General features: G+C 36.4%; 14 protein-coding genes and 1 pseudogene. 9 read left to right on the top strand and 6 right to left on the bottom strand.

The window, feature by feature from the left end:
* Nucleotides 1-571: 571 nt before the first annotated feature.
* The 5 genes from ACPF9A_RS16485 to ACPF9A_RS16465 form a co-directional block, all read right to left on the bottom strand.
* Nucleotides 572-2509 (bottom strand): OmpA family protein, encoded by a 1938-nt coding sequence (locus ACPF9A_RS16485; protein WP_423998560.1) that lies wholly within the window; start codon nucleotides 2507-2509, stop codon nucleotides 572-574.
* Between the two features lie 11 nt (nucleotides 2510-2520).
* Nucleotides 2521-3453 carry a PorP/SprF family type IX secretion system membrane protein gene (locus tag ACPF9A_RS16480; protein WP_423998559.1) on the bottom strand — a complete coding sequence of 311 codons (933 nt, stop codon included), beginning with the start codon at nucleotides 3451-3453 and terminating at the stop codon, nucleotides 2521-2523.
* A gap of 24 nt (nucleotides 3454-3477) precedes the next feature.
* Nucleotides 3478-9648 (bottom strand): Ig-like domain-containing protein, encoded by a 6171-nt coding sequence (locus ACPF9A_RS16475; RefSeq protein WP_423998558.1) that lies wholly within the window; start codon nucleotides 9646-9648, stop codon nucleotides 3478-3480.
* Nucleotides 9649-9790: 142 nt separating this feature from the next.
* On the bottom strand, nucleotides 9791-10537 hold the full coding sequence (locus tag ACPF9A_RS16470) for a hypothetical protein (protein ID WP_423998557.1): 747 nt from the start codon (nucleotides 10535-10537) through the stop codon (nucleotides 9791-9793).
* 154 nt (nucleotides 10538-10691) lie between these two features.
* Nucleotides 10692-11075 (bottom strand): hypothetical protein, encoded by a 384-nt coding sequence (locus tag ACPF9A_RS16465; protein WP_423998556.1) that lies wholly within the window; start codon nucleotides 11073-11075, stop codon nucleotides 10692-10694.
* A 1199-nt stretch (nucleotides 11076-12274) separates the two neighbouring features.
* On the opposite strand from ACPF9A_RS16465, the gene ACPF9A_RS16460 reads away from it, so the two are divergent.
* Nucleotides 12275-13516 carry a mechanosensitive ion channel family protein gene (locus tag ACPF9A_RS16460; protein ID WP_423998555.1) on the top strand — a complete coding sequence of 414 codons (1242 nt, stop codon included), beginning with the start codon at nucleotides 12275-12277 and terminating at the stop codon, nucleotides 13514-13516.
* Nucleotides 13517-13651: 135 nt separating this feature from the next.
* Nucleotides 13652-14266, top strand: coding sequence for a hypothetical protein (locus tag ACPF9A_RS16455; RefSeq protein WP_423998554.1), 615 nt, complete (start codon nucleotides 13652-13654; stop codon nucleotides 14264-14266).
* 207 nt (nucleotides 14267-14473) lie between these two features.
* Here ACPF9A_RS16455 and ACPF9A_RS16450 read toward each other — a convergent pair.
* Nucleotides 14474-15603 (bottom strand): IS3 family transposase gene (locus ACPF9A_RS16450; RefSeq protein ID WP_423998553.1). Its coding sequence is split into 2 segments (ribosomal slippage): nucleotides 14474-15342 and nucleotides 15342-15603, totalling 1131 coding nucleotides; the frame shifts between segments, so codons are not numbered across the junction.
* A 519-nt stretch (nucleotides 15604-16122) separates the two neighbouring features.
* Here ACPF9A_RS16450 and ACPF9A_RS16445 point away from each other — a divergent pair.
* From ACPF9A_RS16445 to ACPF9A_RS16415, 7 genes and pseudogenes are all read left to right on the top strand, one after another.
* On the top strand, nucleotides 16123-16767 hold the full coding sequence (locus ACPF9A_RS16445) for a hypothetical protein (protein ID WP_423998552.1): 645 nt from the start codon (nucleotides 16123-16125) through the stop codon (nucleotides 16765-16767).
* Between the two features lie 12 nt (nucleotides 16768-16779).
* Nucleotides 16780-17004: a hypothetical protein gene (locus ACPF9A_RS16440; RefSeq protein WP_423998551.1), complete on the top strand. Its 225-nt coding sequence runs from the start codon at nucleotides 16780-16782 to the stop codon at nucleotides 17002-17004.
* 142 nt (nucleotides 17005-17146) lie between these two features.
* Nucleotides 17147-17416 (top strand): annotated as a pseudogene (locus tag ACPF9A_RS16435) (type II toxin-antitoxin system RelE/ParE family toxin); the annotation flags it as partial.
* Nucleotide 17417: 1 nt separating this feature from the next.
* A complete protein-coding gene (locus tag ACPF9A_RS16430) occupies nucleotides 17418-17708 on the top strand; it encodes a helix-turn-helix domain-containing protein (protein WP_424004505.1) in 291 nt (96 codons plus the stop codon).
* A 567-nt stretch (nucleotides 17709-18275) separates the two neighbouring features.
* Entirely contained in the window at nucleotides 18276-19250 is a 975-nt protein-coding gene (locus ACPF9A_RS16425; RefSeq protein WP_423998550.1) for a bile acid:sodium symporter family protein, read from the top strand.
* Between the two features lie 43 nt (nucleotides 19251-19293).
* Nucleotides 19294-19827 (top strand): PaaI family thioesterase, encoded by a 534-nt coding sequence (locus ACPF9A_RS16420; protein ID WP_423998549.1) that lies wholly within the window; start codon nucleotides 19294-19296, stop codon nucleotides 19825-19827.
* 272 nt (nucleotides 19828-20099) lie between these two features.
* Nucleotides 20100-20519, top strand: coding sequence for a DUF2147 domain-containing protein (locus tag ACPF9A_RS16415; protein ID WP_423998548.1), 420 nt, complete (start codon nucleotides 20100-20102; stop codon nucleotides 20517-20519).
* The last annotated feature ends 2 nt before the right edge of the window (nucleotides 20520-20521 follow it).

Raw genomic sequence — 20521 nt, 5'->3', positions numbered from 1 at the left:
TTATATTATTATTTATTTTCTTACAAATATATATTAGAATTTTTATTACATCACAGCATTTGTTATCAGCTACGTAAAGCTGTAGATGAATTACACGAATTAAGTGGTGAGGTGTTTTTAAGTTATGCTTGTTTTATAATAGATCAAGTTGGTTTTGTATATCATTATATAAACAGTGTCATAAATCATAGCCTTCGGTTATTAATAAAATCATTTGTGTAAGTTTTGAGCTACACTATAATAGTAATTTTTCATAAAAATAGAACGAGAGACACTTATTAGTTCAACTATTGTTGTCTACCAAGAATAAAATGTTGTGAAATGACGCTTTTTGTATATCAAAATCTTACAAAAACATGCATTTCATCGATAAGAATATAAAAATCAACAGTTTATAAAACTTGAATTTTTGTAAGAATTTTGATTTCTATACAATTTAACATCCACCTGATCTTCCATTTTTATCTCAAAAACAGAACAAATCATATACTAGTTTTTATTGCGATTTATCCACAAAAAAAGGGAAGGAGCAAAGCTCCTTCCCTTTTCAATATGTATTGGTCTATGTTGGTTATTCTACCACAATAAACTCCGACCTTCTGTTGAGTTGATGATCCTCTTTGCTACATGGTACATTGTTGCTACAGTTGTTTGTAAGCTCCGTTTCGCCGTAACCTTCATATGAAATCCTGTCGCTCGGGATACCTGCCGCTATCAAATATTCCGCAGTTGCCTTTGCCCTGTTAGCTGATAATCGCATGTTGTACGCATCGTTCGCCCTTGAATCGGTATGCGAACGTACCTGTACGTTTACGTTCGGGTATTCGTTCAGGTATGCCAATACCTTGTTGATACTGATCCTTGCATCCTCTCTGATGAAGTACTTATCAAAATCGAAGTAGATCGGTTCTATGTTCAAGTATTTCGCAAGGTCGGTGCCTACAGGTGCGGATGGGTCAACTTGTGCCAGTACGATCTCTATGCCCATGGCGTCTTCAGCTTTGACGGTCATGAAGGTCTTGTTACCTTCTTCGTAATCCGTCTTGGTGGCTACTACCTTATAACTACCTTCTGCGCAGTTGCCTTCCATTTCGAATGCTCCGTTGGCATCGGTGCTCGAGCTCGATACCACTTTGTTATCCTTGTCGTATACCGTTACCGATGCATCCGTTAACAGTGCATTGGTTTTTTGGTCCTTCACGATTCCCGTAATATTTGTATGGCAGGTGAAGTCCAACGGCGTCATTTCTACAAAACTGTAGATATCGTCATTGCCCTGTCCGCCTTTTCTATTCGAAGCGAAAAAGCCTTTCTTGGTCTCTTCGTTTATAATATATGAGAAGTCGTCTTCCTCTCCGTTCAAAGGGCGTCCTACATTGTAGATCTCTCCCTTTTCATTGTTCAGGTCCGTTGCGAAGACGTCAAGTCCCCCTAGTCCCGGATGCCCATCGGAAGAGAAATAGAGTTTATCGCTCATGGTCACAAAAGGGAAGGTCTCCCTTGCCTCTGTATTGATTCGTTCTCCCAGGTTCAGTGGTGTACTAAATGTACCGTCCTTGTTGATGTCCACAACGTAGATATCCGATTCCCCTTTCGTTCCCGGCATATCAGAGGCGAAGTATAGTTTCGTCTCGTCGCTATTCAGCGTTGGGTGTGCCACCGAGTAGCTGTCCCCGTTAAAGGGCAGTTCTTCGATATTTTTCCATTCGCCGTTTTCTTTGGTAACCCTGTATATCTTTAGTCTACTGACTCCTTCCTCGTCCCTTTCGAACTTGCCTTCATCGGAATTGTTACGTGTAAAGTACATCGTACTTCCGTCCTTGGTAAATGCAGTCGAGGATTCATGGGTCTTCTTGTTCAATCTTTTACTGAGCTTGTCTACATTGGTAAAGTTACCTTGGTCGTCCTGTTCCGCTTTGTACAGGTTCAAGAAAGATCCGTTGTTCCATCTATGGATGTTCTTCGTTAATAGTCCGCTGTCCCTTGCCGTAGAAAACACCAGTCCTTCTTCATAGAAAGAGGGTGCAAAGTCCGATACCTTCGAGTTCAGCCCTATGTTCTTTAGTTCGTACCTGCCCGAACGTTCCTCGATCTGTTCCAGATAATCTTGGTTATCGCTATATAGTAATCCGCGTTGATCGTTAGATCTTGCCGCTTTGAACTTGTTCATCCAAGTGTCGGATTCCGTATAGTTTTCTAAAGATTTTAAGGTCTGTGCATAACGGTACATATACTCCGGGTCGATATCCGTTCCTTCCAATGCGAACAGTTTACCGTACCAGCTAGATGCCTCTTCATAGTTCGCGTTCAAATAGTTTGCGTTCCCTAGGTTCTTATAGATATCCTCCTCCGTATTTCCGTCCTTGACCAACTCTTCGTACGATTGTATCGCCGAGGCATAGGCGTAGTCCGTGAATTTTGTATCCGCTTTCTGTATCTTCTTGTCCTGTGCGTTTGACATCATAGCCATTACCGCCAAGCCACAAAAAATATATCCTGTTTTTTTCATGTCGTTTTTTATTAAAAGAATCTTGGGGTGATCACTCGTTTGTACTTGTTCAAAAATTCATATCTAAGCATGATCTCGAAAGAACCGTCGTTGAACCTTGTCGCTCCCAAATCGGTCGTTTCCTTATCATATGCCAGACCCAACATCAACTGGTCGTTCAGCTGGAAACCGAACAGGGCGCTGATCGCCGCGTCCCATCTATACGCAGCTCCCAAAGAGAACTTGTCGTTGAAAAGGAAGTTCGCACTAAGGTCTAACTGTAAAGGTGCTCCCTTTACAGCTTTGATAAGTGCAGCGGGCTTGAACTTTACGTTTTGGTTCAGGTCGAACACATAGCCCGTGATCAAATAGAAGTTCATACGCTCCTGTGCGATCAAACTGGAACTGTTCGTATCCGAACTGTCAAAATGCTCGGTCTGTAAAAAGTTCGGTACCGATAATCCCGCATAGAACTGGTCCGTATGGTAATAGATCCCCGCTCCGAAGTTCGGTGAGAATTTGTTGTCGATGTTCGGTAGGTTCGTCTCCGCCCCGTAGTTTCTTAGCTTCGTAAAATCTACGTTGAAAAGGTGTCCGCCGGCTTTTAGTCCGAAGGAAAGCTTCCCTTCCTCCGAGGTCTTTACCGTATAACTGAACGCGGCATCGATATACGTATCCTGGTTGGTACCGTTTCCGATCTCGTCGTTTACCACCGATAGTCCCAATCCTACATGTTCCGAGACAGGGGTATGGAAGTTCAGTGTCTGCGTAGTCGGTGCGCCGTCAAGTCCCACCCACTGCGAACGGTGAAGGGCCGCTATGCTCAATACTCCCCGTGAACCTGCATACGCAGGGTTCACCGATATCGTATTGTACATGTACTGCGTGTACTGCGCGTCTTGCTGCGCATGGCCCATAAAGAGTCCCGCTACGGTAATTATAATGGTTAGAAAATATTTGTTCATCGTATCTTTTTTAAAGGGATTTTTTTATCTGTTGATGTATAGGTAACCCGACTTGTCCAAGTTATCTCCGTTGTTATTATACTTGATGATATAGAAATACACGCCTACAGGAAGTTCTGAGTCTTCACTAATCGTTGCCCTACCGTTAGATACACCTTGGAAGGTATTTGTAACATTGTCATAACCTGACATTTCGTAAACAACTATTCCCCATCGGTTATAGATCTGTACCGTATTGTTAGGGAATGACTCGATATTTTCTATTCTGAAAAAATCGTTCGTACCGTCACCGTCAGGTGTTATGACCTCATTGGAAACCGCTATGCCAGAGTCAACTACTTCTGCGTTACAACCGGCATCTAGACTTGGAACTCCGCCTATGGAATGACATGGATCTAATGGATCCGTGCCGTCCTCGACCTCTTGACCATCCGGTATAGTATCTCCATCGGTGTCCGCATTGTAAGAATCTGTTCCTATCGCATCCTCTTCAGATGTCGTCAGACCATCTCCATCACAATCACTATCTGGTAAAGCAGTTCCATCTACATGGTCACAATCATCTAAAGGATCAGTGCCGTCCAATACTTCCTGACCGTCAAGAATACCATCCCCATCGGAATCAGGATTATTAGGATCTGTGCCTAAAGATGCTTCCTCTTCATTTGTAAGTCCGTCATTATCAGAATCACAAAGAGGGTGGTTTAGATCAGGATCACAGGCATTTAATGGGTCACTAGTTCCGTTAGGTATTAAGACTGTACTCGGATTATCGATTCCAGTGCTTTCTTCGCAATCAGTTAATCCATCACCGTCAGTATCAGTAATATCTGAACATTCAACAGTAATAGCTACGCTACCCGTATCTGTAAGTCCATCTTCGTCTGCTACGGTATAGTCAAACCCAGTACTTGTACTACCTGCAGGAGGCGTTACATTTAAGGTTCCATCGGTTAATAATTCAACAATAGTTCCGTCAGTTAAAGTGACACTAGAACCCGGAGTAATCGCTAAAGGATTAGCAACATCAGCAGGATCAATAATCTCAGTTATTGAAAGATTTGCATTGTCTCCATCAGGATCATCATCACCAGTTAAAACATCAATATTTGTTGCAACAGCAGGATCTATCGTTGCTGAATCATCATCTGCTACTGGTGGTAATTGTGTAAATGCAATAGCTACGCTACCAGTACCAGTAAGTCCATCTTCATCTGCTACTGTATAGTCAAAACTGATTGGCTCCGTACTATCAGTTGGAGGCGTTACCTCTAAAGTACCATCCGTATTAAGAGAAACAATAGTACCATCAGAAAGGGTAACTGGACTAGTCGTACTTATAGCTTGTCCTTCTACTTCTGTGATAACAAGATTTGCATTGTCTCCATCAGGATCATTATCACCATCTAAAACATCAACGGTAAGATCTGTATTTATGGTTGCCCCAGTTACCGTTTCATCATCTGCTACTGGTGGTTGATTTACAGTAATAGCTACGCTACCCGTATCTGTAAGTCCGTCTTCATCTTCTAAAGTATAGTCAAACCCAGTACTTGTACTACCTGCAGGAGGCGTTACATTTAAGGTTCCATCGGTTAATAATTCAACAATAGTTCCATCAGTTAAAGTGACACTAGAACCCGGAGTAATCGCTAACGGATTAGCCGTATCTGCAGGATCAATAATCTCAGTTATTGAAAGGTTGGCATTGTCTCCATCAGGATCATCATCACCCGTTAATACATCTACATTTGTAGCCACGGCAGGATCTAAAGTTACGTTCTCATCATCTGCTACTGGAGGTTGATTTACTGTAATAGCTACGCTACCTGTATCAGTTAAACCATCTTCATCTTCTAAAGTATAGTCAAACCCAGTACTTGTACTACCTGCAGGAGGCGTTACATTTAAGGTTCCATCGGTTAATAATTCTACAATAGTTCCATCGGTTAAGGTTACACTAGATCCAGGAGTAATCGCTAACGGATTAGCCGTATCTGCAGGATCAATAATCTCAGTTATTGAAAGGTTGGCATTGTCTCCATCAGGATCATCATCACCCGTTAATACATCTACATTTGTAGCCACGGCAGGATCTAAAGTTACCGTTTCATCATCAGCTACTGGTGGTTGGTTTACAGTAATAGCTACGCTACCCGTATCTGTAAGTCCATCTTCATCTTCTAAAGTATAGTCAAACCCAGTACTTGTACTACCTGCAGGAGGCGTTACATTTAAGGTTCCATCGGTTAATAATTCTACAATAGTTCCGTCTGTTAACGTGACACTAGATCCAGGAGTAATGGCTAAAGGATTAGCCGTATCTGCAGGATCAATAATCTCGGTTATTGAAAGGTTGGCATTGTCTCCATCAGGATCATTATCACCAGTTAATACATCTACATTTGTAGCCACGGCAGGATCTAAAGTTACCGTTTCATCATCAGCTACTGGTGGTTGGTTTACAGTAATAGCTACGCTACCCGTATCTGTAAGTCCATCTTCATCTTCTAAAGTATAGTCAAACCCAGTACTTGTACTACCTGCAGGAGGCGTTACATTTAAGGTTCCATCGGTTAATAATTCTACAATAGTTCCGTCTGTTAACGTGACACTAGATCCAGGAGTAATGGCTAAAGGATTAGCCGTATCTGCAGGATCAATAATCTCGGTTATTGAAAGGTTGGCATTGTCTCCATCAGGATCATTATCACCAGTTAATACATCTACATTTGTAGCCACGGCAGGATCTAAAGTTACCGTCTCATCATCTGCTACCGGTGGTAATTGTGTAAATGCAATAGCTACGCTACCAGTACCAGTAAGTCCATCTTCATCTTCTACTGTATAGTCAAAACCGATTGGCTCCGTACTATCAGTTGGAGGCGTTACCTCTAAAGTACCATCCGTATTAAGAGAAACAACAGTACCATCAGAAAGGGTAACTGGACTAGTCGTACTTATAGCTTGTCCTTCTACTTCTGTGATAACAAGATTTGCATTGTCTCCATCAGGATCATTATCACCATCTAAAACATCAACGGTAAGATCTGTATTTATGGTTGCCCCAGTTACCGTTTCATCATCTGCTACTGGTGGTTGGTTTACCGTAATAGCTACGCTACCCGTATCAGTTAAACCATCTTCATCTTCTAAAGTATAGTCAAACCCAGTACTTGTACTACCCGCAGGAGGCGTTACATTTAAGGTTCCATCGGTCAATAATTCAACAATAGTTCCGTCTGTTAAAGTAACACTAGCACCCGGAGTAATTGCTAAAGGATTAGCAACATCAGCAGGATCAATAATTTGAGTTATTGAAAGATTTGCATTGTCTCCATCAGGATCATCATCACCAGTTAAAACATCAATATTTGTTGCAACAGCAGGATCTATCGTTGCTGAATCATCATCTGCTACTGGTGGTAATTGTGTAAATGCAATAGCTACGCTACCAGTACCAGTAAGTCCATCTTCATCTGCTACTGTATAGTCAAAACTGATTGGCTCCGTACTATCAGTTGGAGGCGTTACCTCTAAAGTACCATCCGTATTAAGAGAAACAATAGTACCATCAGAAAGGGTAACTGGACTAGTCGTACTTATAGCTTGTCCTTCTACTTCTGTGATAACAAGATTTGCATTGTCTCCATCAGGATCATTATCACCATCTAAAACATCAACGGTAAGATCTGTATTTATGGTTGCCCCAGTTACCGTTTCATCATCTGCTACTGGTGGTTGGTTTACCGTAATAGCTACGCTACCCGTATCAGTTAAACCATCTTCATCTTCTAAAGTATAGTCAAACCCAGTACTTGTACTACCCGCAGGAGGCGTTACATTTAAGGTTCCATCGGTCAATAATTCAACAATAGTTCCGTCTGTTAAAGTAACACTAGAACCCGGAGTAATGGCTAAAGGATTAGCCGTATCAGCAGGATCAATAATCTCAGTTATTGTAAGATTGGCATTGTCTCCATCAGGATCATCATCACCCGTTAACACATCTACATTTGTAGCCACGGCAGGATCTAAAGTTACCGTTTCATCATCTGCTACCGGTGGTTGGTTTACTGTTAAAATAGCACTTTCAGTTTGTGAGAAACACACATTATTTGGATGTGTAAGCATTACAAAATATTCATTAGCATCTAAACTAGCATTAGTTACAATACTTAATGTACTCGTTGTAGTTCCACTATAAACTGCATCATCTGCTAATAATGTACCACTTGAACTAGGATCTCCAAGATACCACTGGTACACAAAAGAAGATGATAGATCTGTTGCTGATGTTCCTGTATAATCAGGAGTTGTTGTAGGCGCAGTACCCGTATAATCGGTTGTGCTGGTAGCAACACCAGTTATACCAAAAGTAGCTGTATCTCCTTCAGTCTCTGTTTGATCAGTTGGTACAACTGTAATAGAGGCATCAACTGCTGTAGTCTCATCTCCGTTTGCACCATCATAAGCACCAGAAATATCACCACCGCCAGTAACTAAACCATCGGCATCTACTGTCGTTGTAGCATCACCTAAAATTCCATCACCGTCATCGTCTGTACCACCAGATTCTAAAACATCATTACAGCCATCATTATCGCTATCCAAATCTAAATAATCTGGTGTGCCATCACTATCAGTATCAATAGCAGATTCAATACTATCTAAAATACCATCATTATCGTCATCTAAATCGGTAGTATCTCCGACTCCATCTGCATCTGCATCTGAATCAGGTTCTACTGTAACAAAAGCAGTTGCTGTACTACAGTTTGCTGTTGGTGTCGCATTATCACAAATTGTATACGTAAAATTATCTGTTCCTGTATATCCAGTGTCTGGTGTATAAGTTACCACATCATCACTAGGATCGTCTGGAGTACCATTAACATCTACAACCGTAACTGTACCGTTTGATGGCTGTGTTACTGTTATAGTACCATCGGTTGGCACATTAGTATCATTATCAAACACAGGTACTACTATTGGTTGTTCAAACGATGTTGTTTCGTTGTCATCTACAGCAAAAGGGGTTGTAAAAGCTGTACACGACGCATCTAACGTTCCACTACTGGATACTATACTTGCTAAAGGCACATAAGTATAAGTGCCTGCGGTTGCATCATACGCATAAACATTTCCATCTGCATCTACATAACCACCTGTTTGTGTTGCAGAATAGCTAATACTTGTTTGTAATGCCGCAATATCATCATCATCTGGAGAGGTACATGAATAAATAGCAGCTCCTGTAATACTATCTAAATCTTCAAAACCATTACCCACATCTACTTGTGGGGTAACATTAAACCCAGCCGCTACATCTGAAATATACAAACGCACTCTAAACACATTCCCTCCTGAAACGCTTTGCGTAGTAGCAGGCACATTATAATAAGCTTGTGCTATTCCTTCTGTTGGAATTGCACTACCATCTAAATTATAAAAGTCTGCCGTAGCACACATATCTGTTAGTGAAGGTCCTACCATGAATAACCCAGCATCTGCTGCTCCACCCGATAAACTGAAACCTAATGTAGTAACATTTGGAGGAAGAATGATCCAAAAATCTGCTTGAATTAATTCTAAGGTACCAGCCGTGTAAGTTTCACTTGGATCTATTTCTGCTAATAATCCCGCAACATCTCCCGACCCAGCAGGAATCCCTGACACGGTACCCTCAGCTGGTGCGCCTGCAGCCGCAAGCACCGTTGGGTATCCATTGGCATCTACATCACAAAACATTTGATTTATAAATCCCTGCCTATTTGCAGCTATACCTGTTGGCAAACCACTTACTGTTGATAAACCATTATTCCAATATTGCATATAAATTAAATTACCGCTTGGATTTGGCTCTACCTCTTGGTATTCCACCTCTACCAATGGACAAGCTGCTGTTGGGGTAATAGTAGGTGTACCTGTTGTAGACACACCTGTACACGTAGTTGATTGCCCACAACCAAACATATATCCCCTAAAACTTACCGCATCAGCATTTGTTAAACTCAAGCATGAACTTGATTGCACGTAAGGTGATTCAGTACCATCTAATGCTTCACCTGTAGAAGCGGTAACACAAGATTGAGACTGCATTTCTAAGCTGTAAAACAAAAGTAACACCATGAAACACATGACTTTACTTAATTTCTTTAGCGTACCTTGTTTTTTTGTAGTAAATTCATTCATATTAAATAATTTTTTTATTTTTATAAGCGGTTGATAAAAATGTTGTTGTTTTCAACTTTTGACTGTAATAAAAGCAAAGTGTATTTATCTAACCATTACTTCACTTTATGAAGTAAGTAGCTTTTGATTACTTTTATCTTAATTAACTACTAGTTAGCTGAAACGGTTTTTTAATTATTAAATTAAGACCGCCTTCTGCAACTAAATCTTCTGTAAAATCCGTGTTAAACAAATTCATTATTTGAGAAGTTGTATTGAACAGTTCTGTATCATATCCGGATATCGTAATTTCCGTATTATCTTCGGTAGCATAGATCCCGAGACTTACAGAGTTATAGTTCTGTACTCTAAAAGCAGGTGTGCCCCCCCAGCGAAAATCCGTTCCCAAAGCTGCCTCTCCCAAACAGGTTAAAATATCTGCCTGTGCGTTCGAATTAACCCTATAATTCACAAAATATTCGTCAGCTGCATTGGTTGCCTCAAAATAAAGACCTGCATCTGTATAGACCACCCCTGTATTGGCTTCAGTAACTAATGTTATATCATTACTATCAGTTCCTAATGACACGAAGCTAGAAAGTTTTTGTGGAGTTGCATTTGTTAAACCAGATACAGTTGCAAATGGGGTTGTAAAATTTGTCCCTTTGTAAACATTAACTGTTATAGGCGTGGTAGACGGTGTTGAAAGATACACCTCATGCACGCTTATTTGAGGCGTTGGTGATGTACTTCCATTAGCCATAGCTTGCTTCATAGGCGGTAGGTAATGCACATTATCTAATTGTGAAAAAACCTGCCCTAGGTTTAATAAAATTATGATAAACGTCATCGCTATTTTAAACGATGGTCTATCAACATCAAAAGATTTATACATGTATTTATATTTCATAATAACAATAATTTGAAAATGGGGGTTAGTGTTTGTAAAATATGTTTATTTTTTGCTTTACTTGAAGAGGAAAAATAAAAGGTTGGTATTTAAAGGTCCAATAACAGAAAAGTATGGGGAATCTTTTTTTCATGGTTTTAGTTGTATGGTTATTTTATTTGTGTTTTGAATCAAATATTATGATATCATAGCGATTAGGTCCAGAACTAGCATCTTGATCACCTGTTATAAACCCATAACCATAAGCTACTGACACATTATATGCTAAAGGGTTTACCGTTACATTGTTAAATACAAATGAAGAATTTTCTACACTTGGAGTACTCGGGGATATAAAAGCTAATGTAGAACTTGTTGATGCATCTGGAGCATATACTATATACGCTTCTCCTGTACAACTAAAAGGGTTTGTTAATGTAGAAACATCTGTTCCAGAAGGGTATTGAGCATTTATATTTATTGAATAAATTGAAAATATTATAAAAGTAATAGTTTTTACATAGGATATAATATCGGAATATTTATTGAAATTTTTCATAAATTTTTTGGCTTTTTAATTCAAATATGTCTGGTCTTTTAAATTTGGTTTCAATGATAAATTCAAAGAAAAATATTTTTTGTCTTAAAAATTTGTTTTCAAATACTAACTCAGCATTTCTATAGGTCAATGATTTAAAAGTGTCGTTGACTGGCTCCTAACATTATAAAAGAATGACGCTTTTTAGTCTTAATAATAAAAGACCTATAACTTATATTGATTTTTAAATTACTGCCGTACTGGATTTTCAATTACCTGGTTTTTTATCCAAGAATTTTTTAAAATTCGTGGTACAATTTTAGTTTTCAGGAAGATCATCATAATTACTGGTCAGTGTTTATATTTTAAAGTACTACTTAAAAAGAAAGTTTAGTACTACAAAATATATGTTATAGATACAAAACTAATTGAAGGCTAAAGTGTTTTATAATTTTTGTTGTAAAAAGAAGATAGTTGTATGGCAAATGTTAAAAAACGTATGTGTAATATCGAAATTTTATTGCACTTTATCGATGAAGTCAACTATATCGTTCGTTCAAAGCGTATATTTTCTATGCAAAAAATGATAAAAATTTAATTTTAGACATAAACTCAATTAAATAGGGACTTAAAGAGGTGAATAATTAAATCTTAAAAATATATAAATCTCTGTGAGCAAGTGTAAAAATCAGGCGGAAGAATAATTTTATTATAAAATTTTCCTACAAAAAAAAACAATTAGAACTTATTAAAATTTAAACAGATTAAAAATTATTTTCTTACACCTATTTAAATTTTTAAATATCATTTAATAGCCACTTCCTTTTTGGCGTAACTAAATACTTGTAACAGTATTTAATTGTTCCTTTTTGTTAGCAAAGAATAATTTATTATTCACTATTATCATACTTTCAAAATAGTGTTAACCTATGTGTACCCCAATTGAACTTGTTGACCATAACTACATGCTTGGCTTTTAAGAATTACTTACAGAAAAAGAATTTTCTAACTTTTAGAGACTCTATTAGGATCAGTTATATAGATAAAAAACCTTCATTTTGGGAGCGACTTGGTTTTGGTAAACTATCGCTGAGCAAATTGGGTTACTATGCCCACCTACCAGTTTTGGCACTACACGCCAAATAAGCCATTTAAGTTTATATTCGTCGTTTCTAGCTCTTGCATATCGTACCTTTGTACCGCAAAAATGATCAAGGACTATGAACGACGATTTTCACAGATTACTATATAACTACCTTGTAGAAAGCGGCCTAAATGAAACCGCGGCATCGTATTTGAACCTTGCCATTTTATTAGTTACCGCCCTAGTATTTGCTTATTTCTTAGATCTTATAATTTGGAAAGTACTGCGGTCAGTATCGCTTAAACTAGCCCGAAAATCTAAAACTAATTTTGATAATTTTCTAGTAGCTAATAGGGTACCAAGGTATGTTGCCCATATTATACCCTTAAGCATATTAGTTGAACTTGTGCCCTTTGGTTTTATTGGTTTTGATTATGCCGCACAAATAGTCTTAAAATTTTTAAATGTACTTTTTGTAATTCTTGCCCTTTACCTAGTAAAAAATATTTTTCGAAGTATCAATGATTATTTAAAGACCAAATCAAGGTTTAGAGATAAACCTATGGATAGTTACATACAGGTATTCATGATTTTTGCATGGGTAGTGGGTATTTTTACCATATTCGCTATAATAACAGAAATACAGGTTTGGAAGTTTTTCACTGCTCTAGGAGCCGGGTCAGCAGTGATATTGTTAATTTTTAAAGATTCTATTCTTGGTCTTGTGGCAAGTATACAAGTGAGCATCAATGATATGGTTCGTATTGGTGATTGGATCAGTTTTGATAAATTTGGTGCAGATGGTAATGTGGTCGAAATAACTCTTGCAACTGTAAAAGTCCAAAATTTTGATAATACGATTACCACAATACCAACCTATGCGTTGATATCAGATTCTTTTAAAAATTGGCGCGGAATGCAAGAATCTGGCGGAAGGCGTATAAAACGTGCCCTGATCATTAGTCAAAAGAGCATTCGATTTCTGTCGGATGCCGATATTGAAGAGTTTCAAAAGATTCAATTAATTCAGCCGTATTTAAAAACACGAGCAGAACAGATCAACACCTATAACACAGCAAATAACATTGACAAAGAGCTTGCTATAAATGGCAGAAATTTGACGAATATTGGCGTGTTCAGAAAATATGTAAACGACTATCTGCAAAGTCATTCTGCTGTAAATAAAGGTATGACCTTGATGGTGCGTCAATTAGCACCAACACCACAAGGTATACCTTTAGAGGTATATGCCTTTAGCTCAGACAAACGTTGGGAGAATTACGAGTATGTAATGGCAGACATCTTTGATCACCTTCTGTCTGCCCTACCCTATTTCGATTTACAGGTATATGAAATACCTGTACCAGTAACTACTTAATAACTTGTCAATTTTCACGTTCTTTCATTGATTTTTAATCTACCAGCTCTTTTGCCTTTAATTGAAAATTGTATCTTTCTTTGGTGATAATACCGCTGCACATGTTTTTGTGTTGGTTGTTATTAAAGGACTCTCATGCTAAAAGAAACATTCACAGAACTTCTGTTAAAATATACAGACGATAAACGTTTGATAAATGGACTATGGACAGAAATAGAGAAAAACTACTCTGGCAAAAAAAGGCATTATCATACATTACAACATCTTGACAATTTATTATCTCAGCTAACTATTGTAAAGAGAGAAATAAAGAACTGGGAAACCACCTTATTTACACTTTATTACCACGATATAATTTACAATGCTACAAAATCAGACAACGAAGAAAAAAGTGCTGAACTCGCCGAAAAACGTATGAAAGAGATTTCTGTTTCTAGCAACATTATTGAACAATGCAAAAAGCAAATTTTAGCTACCAAATCGCACCATAAATCAATCGACAGCGATACTAACTATTTTACAGATGCCGACCTTTCCGTATTAGGTCAAAGTTGGGAAACATACACTCAATACTACAAAAATGTTAGAAAGGAATATGCTATCTATCCTACCTTTATTTATAACCCTGGACGTAAAAAAGTTCTACATCATTTTTTATCAATGGACAGGATATTTAAAACTGACTTTTTTTACAACCAATTTGAAACACAAGCTAAACAGAACTTGAAACGAGAACTAGATTCGTTTTGATAAAAGAATAATGGAATCTGCTTTTGCAAAATATAAGGCGTAGATACTAATCTTTAATCAGTATTATTGAAAATAGAATTTAAAAAAACTACCTAAATTAAAATATGAGCATTTTTAGAAAAATTGATAAAGTACTTGGTGCTTTTGGAAATATAAAAGCATTAGAGCGAACTCATGTTGATGTAAGCTTCCCTTGATTAGAACTGCTTAATTGTCTAATATCTCTATAAAGTTATTATTTTTAATTCTCATGGGGCTAGCCCCATGAGAATTTTCTTCTGCATATTTTTTGGGTGACTTTCCTCCAAGGGAATCATGTGGCCTTTTGTGATTGTAATCCTGCATCCATATCTCTGTTTGTTCTCTAACTTGATCTATATGTTCAAAAATGTATTTGTTCAAAACTCCTCTTCTGAAACTTCCGTTAAAACGTTCCACAAATGCATTTTGTGTTGGCTTTCCTGGTTGGATATATTTAAATTCTATCTCTTGCATTTCGCTCCATACTGCTGTTATTTTAGCAACGAACTCTGGGCCATTATCCATTCGAATTCTACGAGGCTTTCCCCTTTTATTTACCAAATGGTTGAGAACCCATACAATTCGGTTACTGGTCAATGAAAAATCTACTTCGATGTGTAATGCCTCCCTATTATAATCATCAATGACATTAAAGGCTCTGAACCGTCTCTTATTCTCAAGTACATCAGTTACAAAATCCATACTCCATGTATGGTTAAGCTCTAAAGGAGCCGCTAAAGGCTCCTTTATACGTGCTGGCAAGCGCTTCTTTGCCTTACGTCGTAAGGGAAGTCCTAAGGTTTTATATACTCGATGCACTCGCTTGTGATTCCAAGGTTTACCTTCATCTCGAAGACGCTCATACGCTTTCCAAAAACCTTCCTCTGAACGTTCCTCAGCTTTTTCTTGCAAGGCTTTTTCGATTTCAGAATCATCTTTGGGTAAAGGAGTATAGTAATAGACACTCTTGCTCATTTTCATCACACGGCATGCCCTACTGATACCGTAATGCGCAAGTTCTTTACTGATAGCTCGTTTACGGTAGGGCTTTAGAACTTTTTTTCAATGATCTCCTTGGCCATCTGGTGGTCCAATGCTAGAGTGGCATACATCTGTTTGAGCTTGCGGTTTTCCTCCTCGAGCTCTTTAATACGTTTGAGTTCTTTACCGCTCATACCAGCATAACGTTCTCGCCATTTATAAAAAGCGGCTGTGCTTACACCATGGTCCCGACTAATCTCGGAAGCGGTTTTGCCATTATCGAATTCTTTTAGAATTTTGGCAATCTGGGTGGGTGAAAATTTACTTGTCTTCATAATTACTGTTTAAAGTTAAAACTATTTTTCTACTTTTAAACAGTTCGGTTTTTGGGGAAGCTTACATTGACACTTTCACCGAAAACTTAATTACAAACATATCTGGAGTAAAAATTGCCGAATCTAAAGATGGTCAGTTATATGTAGAGTTTCAAGAACTAGCTGGGTTTGACTTTCTAGAATCTATTATTTTAAGTAGAGAAAATATTAAAACATTTAAAGGTGCAAAATTATCTTTTATTGGCGATAACGATGAACTGATTCTAGATTCTGATATAACAGAAATTGAATCCGATTATTCAAATGTATCCAATCGGTGGATGACTAAAGTAAGTTATGTAGTTACCAAAGATGATATAAAATTCATAACCGAGAAAAAGGCAAATTTGATAGTGTTTGAATACAAAAAAAAGGCAATCAAATTGTATGTTATTAAATAGTGCAAAGAAGATTGCAAACTAATAATTCAGTGTAAATTATAGTAGAAAATTTGGCATAATACATCTAAAAACCAAAACCATGATCAACCTCTATCTAAAAGCAAAACATTGGCAACTATTCATTCTAATGTTGGGTATTCCGTTGGCATACCAACTTTATACAATATCTCATTTTTTTGGACTACAAACGCATTCAAATTCAATATCAGAAGGTGGTGTTGGCGTAACTGAAGTACTAAATGACAACATCTTTTATTTTGACTATTTCCCATATGTAATGATTTTACATATCGTTATGTTCTTCGGTTGGTTGTGGTCTATAGCAATTGGACTTCAACAAAATATTCCGTCAGAAATTAAAATGAAGGTTAAAAAGTTTAAGGTTTTATTTTTCATACCCCTTATCTATATCATATCTATACTGCTTTTAATGGCCGGACTATTTTCTGGAACAGAAATTAATAGTTTCTCATTTATTGGTTGGCCTTTGTACATTATTCTACTACTGCACTTATTCTCCATGTTCTGTATTTTCTATTGTATGTATTTTGTTGCGAAAACAATAAAAACTGCAGAATTGAAAAGGAAAGTAGAATTTGGAGATTTTGCCGGAGAGTTTTTTCTCTTATGGTTTTATTTTATTGGCGTGTGTATAATTCAACCAAAAGTCAATAAACTTTACAAAGATGAAAACACAGCAATTAACAATAGTCAAATGCAATAAAACATACTAGTAATGAATACAAAGAATCTATCTGAACTAACAGATAAAGAATTAATAGTTGAAAAAAAGAAACTAAAAAAGTCCAAAATTATTAATGCATTTGTAATTGGATTTCTTACTAGCATAGTAGCTGTAGGCCTGGTTTCATCTATTTACGGAAAAAATTACTCGATACTGATTCCGTTATTATTTCCTATGTATTTTATATATCGAATAGTTGTAAAACATACTACTTAATTTGAGTGACAAACGTAAATTCAACAAAATAATTTGAAAATAGTAACTTTTAAGTTACCTTTGAGTGATGGAAAAAGTAAGGAAAGTTATCCAGTATAAAGGGTATTTCGAAGAATTCTTGCTCAAATAACCGAAAAAGGTTCAGGACAAGATATTTAAAGTAATCGAAATAATCGAGACTTATAAAATAGTTCCCTCAACTTATCTGAAAGCAATTGTCGGTACTAAAGGACTTTACGAAGCCCGAATAAAATTAGGCTCGGACATTTGGAGAGTCTTCTGTTTTTTCGACAAAGGAAAATTAGTAATACTCTTGAACGGCTTTAACAAAAAATCGCAGAAAACACCAAAAAAAGAGATCGACAAAGCGGTCGGACTAATGAATTCTTACTATGAAGACAAAAACAAATAAGTTGGACACCAAGAGTTGGAAAGAAATCAAGGACACCGTTTATGGAAAAAAAGGAACGGAACGTAGAGACGGATTGGAAAGAGATTTTGAGTCCTTTAAAATCGGTTTACTTTTGAGAAATGCACGGGAAGAAAAGAACCTTACACAGGAACAACTGGGCGAATTAATAGATAAAAAACGGACTTATATTTCGCGAGTGGAAAACAACGGTAGCAATCTGACCTTGAAAACGCTTTATGAAATTGTGGAAAAAGGTCTTGGCGGAAAAGTTACGATTTCAATCAAAGTGTAAAAAAGTACGTTTTACAACCATATCTATAGTAAATAGGGCGGTAAGTTCTGCATCCACAGGCTTGGAAGTGCTTGCAAAGTCCCCCAAATCTTTTGATTTAGCTTTTAGAAAAGACAAATAAAATGCAAAAGCTATAGCGACGAGCTTGGCGTAAATATAAATGCTTATCACCTGCCCCACTAACCATATCTGAAACGATAACAACTATAACAAAAACAATGAACTGGAAGCGCTTTTGAAGAAGCGAAATATTTGAATTAGGATTTTCTTCCTTTACTCAAACGAAACAACCATCTTGTAGTAAGTTCTGAAAATGAAAAAATAACAGCAATACAAACTTTGACTTTGTGGAATCTTAGAGTGTTACAATTTACCTATAACATTAAAAAATCCATATAAAATTCATTACTGCTGCTATTTCAAATGGCTACAATTTCATTCATCAAAAATCATATTTTTTTTTCGACAGAAGGTTAATACTAAGCTTATGTTAATTCATTCAATTTAGAAAAACCTCTTCACCGAGGGTATCAAATAAAATTCAGTTATTTGCGGTAAAGAATATTCATGAAATTGAAGATTGATAAGTTTGTCTTTTTTATAATTATTGCCATAGCATTAGCATACTTATTTCCTCAATGGGGAACACAAGAAAGTAAACTTCCGTTAAACGCAATTAGTAGTATAGGTATTTCACTAATTTTCTTTTTTTACGGACTCAAATTAAGTCCCGAGAAATTAAAACAAGGACTCAAAAACTGGAAATTACATTTATTGGTGCAGGGAGCTACTTTTTTACTTTTTCCCCTATTGGTTTTACTGTTGCATCCATTAATTCAAAATGAAGAACAAGAAAACATTTGGTTGGGATTCTTTTTTTTAGCTGCATTACCATCTACAGTATCATCTTCAGTTCTAATGGTCTCATTAGCAAAAGGGAATATACCCGCAGCAATATTTAACGCCAGTATTTCTGGCATAATAGGTATTGCCCTTACCCCTTTATGGATGGGACTTTTTGTGAGTGATTTACAAACAGATTTCGATTTTACAGAAATTTACATTAAACTAATTGTACAAATAATAATACCAGTACTAATAGGGCTTCTTTTACATCGCTTTTTTGGTTCTTTTGTACAGAAACATAATAGCAAAATAACACTGTTCGATAAATCGATAATTCTATTGATTATCTATAAAAGCTTTAGTGAGTCTTTTGAAAAGAATATTTTTAGTGCTGTCTCTATATTAGATTTACTTCTCATTTTAATAGGTGTCATATGCTTGTTTTCTATTGTCTTTTATCTCACCAAATTAGTTTCAAGAAAACTACAGCTCAATACAGAAGACCAAATTACCGCTCAATTTTGCGGTACAAAAAAATCGTTAGTTCATGGTACCGTTTTCTCTAAAATACTATTTGGCAACATGGCATCTATTGGTATCATATTATTACCGCTCATGTTGTTTCACGCCATACAAATACTAATAATTAGTGTTGTAGCGACAAAATTATCGGTTAGAAAACTAGAAGAACTTTAGAAGTTCAATTAATTTTACTTCCCTTTTTAATTATTAAAAGAATATGTCAGTTTATCAGAAAGTTGAAGCATTAGCATCAAAAGTATTTAAGAAAAATACCATATTTAGATATGGCTTTAATCTGTCGCCAATGTACAAAAGAAGTACCGCGAAATTAATTGAGGTGTCTGAAGATCTATTGCATGTAAAAATAATTTTACCATTAAGTTACAAGAACAAAAATTATTTGAACTCCATTTTTGGAGGTAGTATGTTTTCTGCGGTAGATCCTATACCAATGATTCAGTTATTGAGCATTATGGGAAACGACTATGTCGTTTGGGATAAATCTGCTGAAATATTCTTTAAAAAACCGGCAAAAGAAAATCTATATGCTGACTTTAATTTTTCTAAGGAAGAGCTTGCAGAAATTAGAGCACAAGTAGCCGAAAAGAAAGAAGTTAATGTTATTAAAACCACCCAGCTCACCAATAAAGAAAAAACCCAAGTATTTTGTGAGGTTAAAAAAACAATTTACATAGCTAACAAAGCGTATTTTAAAGAGAAGCGAAAGAAGAAACAAGTGGCCAGTGCTTAGTTGGTTGTTGGTTGTTGGTTGTTGGTTGTTGGTTGTTGGTTAAGAAATTAAAAAAAAATGAACTTACGCTTTAGTAATTATAATCAACTGAAATCGAGTTGTATAAATCTTATAAATTCTTAAAATTTCAGTTGAATTTTTAATGCAATAAATGTTCAAAGGCTATGAATAATCGTAGAAATAGTATCTTTATTTTTTACTCCATTTTATTCAACAGTTCGATAACAAAAAAGGGTAATACATCTTTTAACAATAAAAAATAGAATTCAAACATGAAAAAATTATTCTTCCTATTAGTAATGACAATAAGCTTTATTAGCTATGGACAAACGATTACCGGTCAATGGGAAACCTTCGATGAGGAAACAAACGAGAAAAAAGCACTTATTGAAATCTATAAAAAGAACGATACCTATTTTGCCAAAATAGTGAATAGCTATAAAAGTGATGCGGACAAAGTTTGCGATAACTGTAAAGGATCAAAAAAAGGACAAAAAATTAGAGGTCTAGTAATCATAGAAGATATTAAGAAAGATGGTGATGAATATAATGACGGTACTATTTTAGATCCAGAAAACGGTAAAGAATACAAGTGCTATTTAGAACTAGAAGAACCTAACAAATTGAAAGTGAGAGGTTATTTAGGCTTTTCGTTATTAGGAAGAACTCAATACTGGATCAGAAAGCAATAAAT

Source organism: Maribacter sp. IgM3_T14_3 (assembly GCF_049603095.1).
Taxonomy (GTDB): domain Bacteria; phylum Bacteroidota; class Bacteroidia; order Flavobacteriales; family Flavobacteriaceae; genus Maribacter.
Note: the sequence above shows the minus strand (reverse complement) of the source record. Positions and strands in the feature narration are given on the sequence as shown.

What these genes read in the sequence shown, in the direction of transcription:
- ACPF9A_RS16480 (WP_423998559.1), bottom strand. Translation starts at nt 3,453, where the DNA reads ATGAACAAATATTTTCTAACCATTATAATTACCGTAGCGGGACTCTTT.
- ACPF9A_RS16460 (WP_423998555.1), top strand. Translation starts at nt 12,275, where the DNA reads ATGAACGACGATTTTCACAGATTACTATATAACTACCTTGTAGAAAGC.
- ACPF9A_RS16425 (WP_423998550.1), top strand. Translation starts at nt 18,276, where the DNA reads ATGAAATTGAAGATTGATAAGTTTGTCTTTTTTATAATTATTGCCATA.
- ACPF9A_RS16440 (WP_423998551.1), top strand. Translation starts at nt 16,780, where the DNA reads ATGAATACAAAGAATCTATCTGAACTAACAGATAAAGAATTAATAGTT.
- ACPF9A_RS16420 (WP_423998549.1), top strand. Translation starts at nt 19,294, where the DNA reads ATGTCAGTTTATCAGAAAGTTGAAGCATTAGCATCAAAAGTATTTAAG.
- ACPF9A_RS16465 (WP_423998556.1), bottom strand. Translation starts at nt 11,075, where the DNA reads ATGAAAAATTTCAATAAATATTCCGATATTATATCCTATGTAAAAACT.
- ACPF9A_RS16475 (WP_423998558.1), bottom strand. Translation starts at nt 9,648, where the DNA reads ATGAATGAATTTACTACAAAAAAACAAGGTACGCTAAAGAAATTAAGT.
- ACPF9A_RS16470 (WP_423998557.1), bottom strand. Translation starts at nt 10,537, where the DNA reads ATGAAATATAAATACATGTATAAATCTTTTGATGTTGATAGACCATCG.
- ACPF9A_RS16415 (WP_423998548.1), top strand. Translation starts at nt 20,100, where the DNA reads ATGAAAAAATTATTCTTCCTATTAGTAATGACAATAAGCTTTATTAGC.
- ACPF9A_RS16485 (WP_423998560.1), bottom strand. Translation starts at nt 2,509, where the DNA reads ATGAAAAAAACAGGATATATTTTTTGTGGCTTGGCGGTAATGGCTATG.
- ACPF9A_RS16455 (WP_423998554.1), top strand. Translation starts at nt 13,652, where the DNA reads ATGCTAAAAGAAACATTCACAGAACTTCTGTTAAAATATACAGACGAT.
- ACPF9A_RS16445 (WP_423998552.1), top strand. Translation starts at nt 16,123, where the DNA reads ATGATCAACCTCTATCTAAAAGCAAAACATTGGCAACTATTCATTCTA.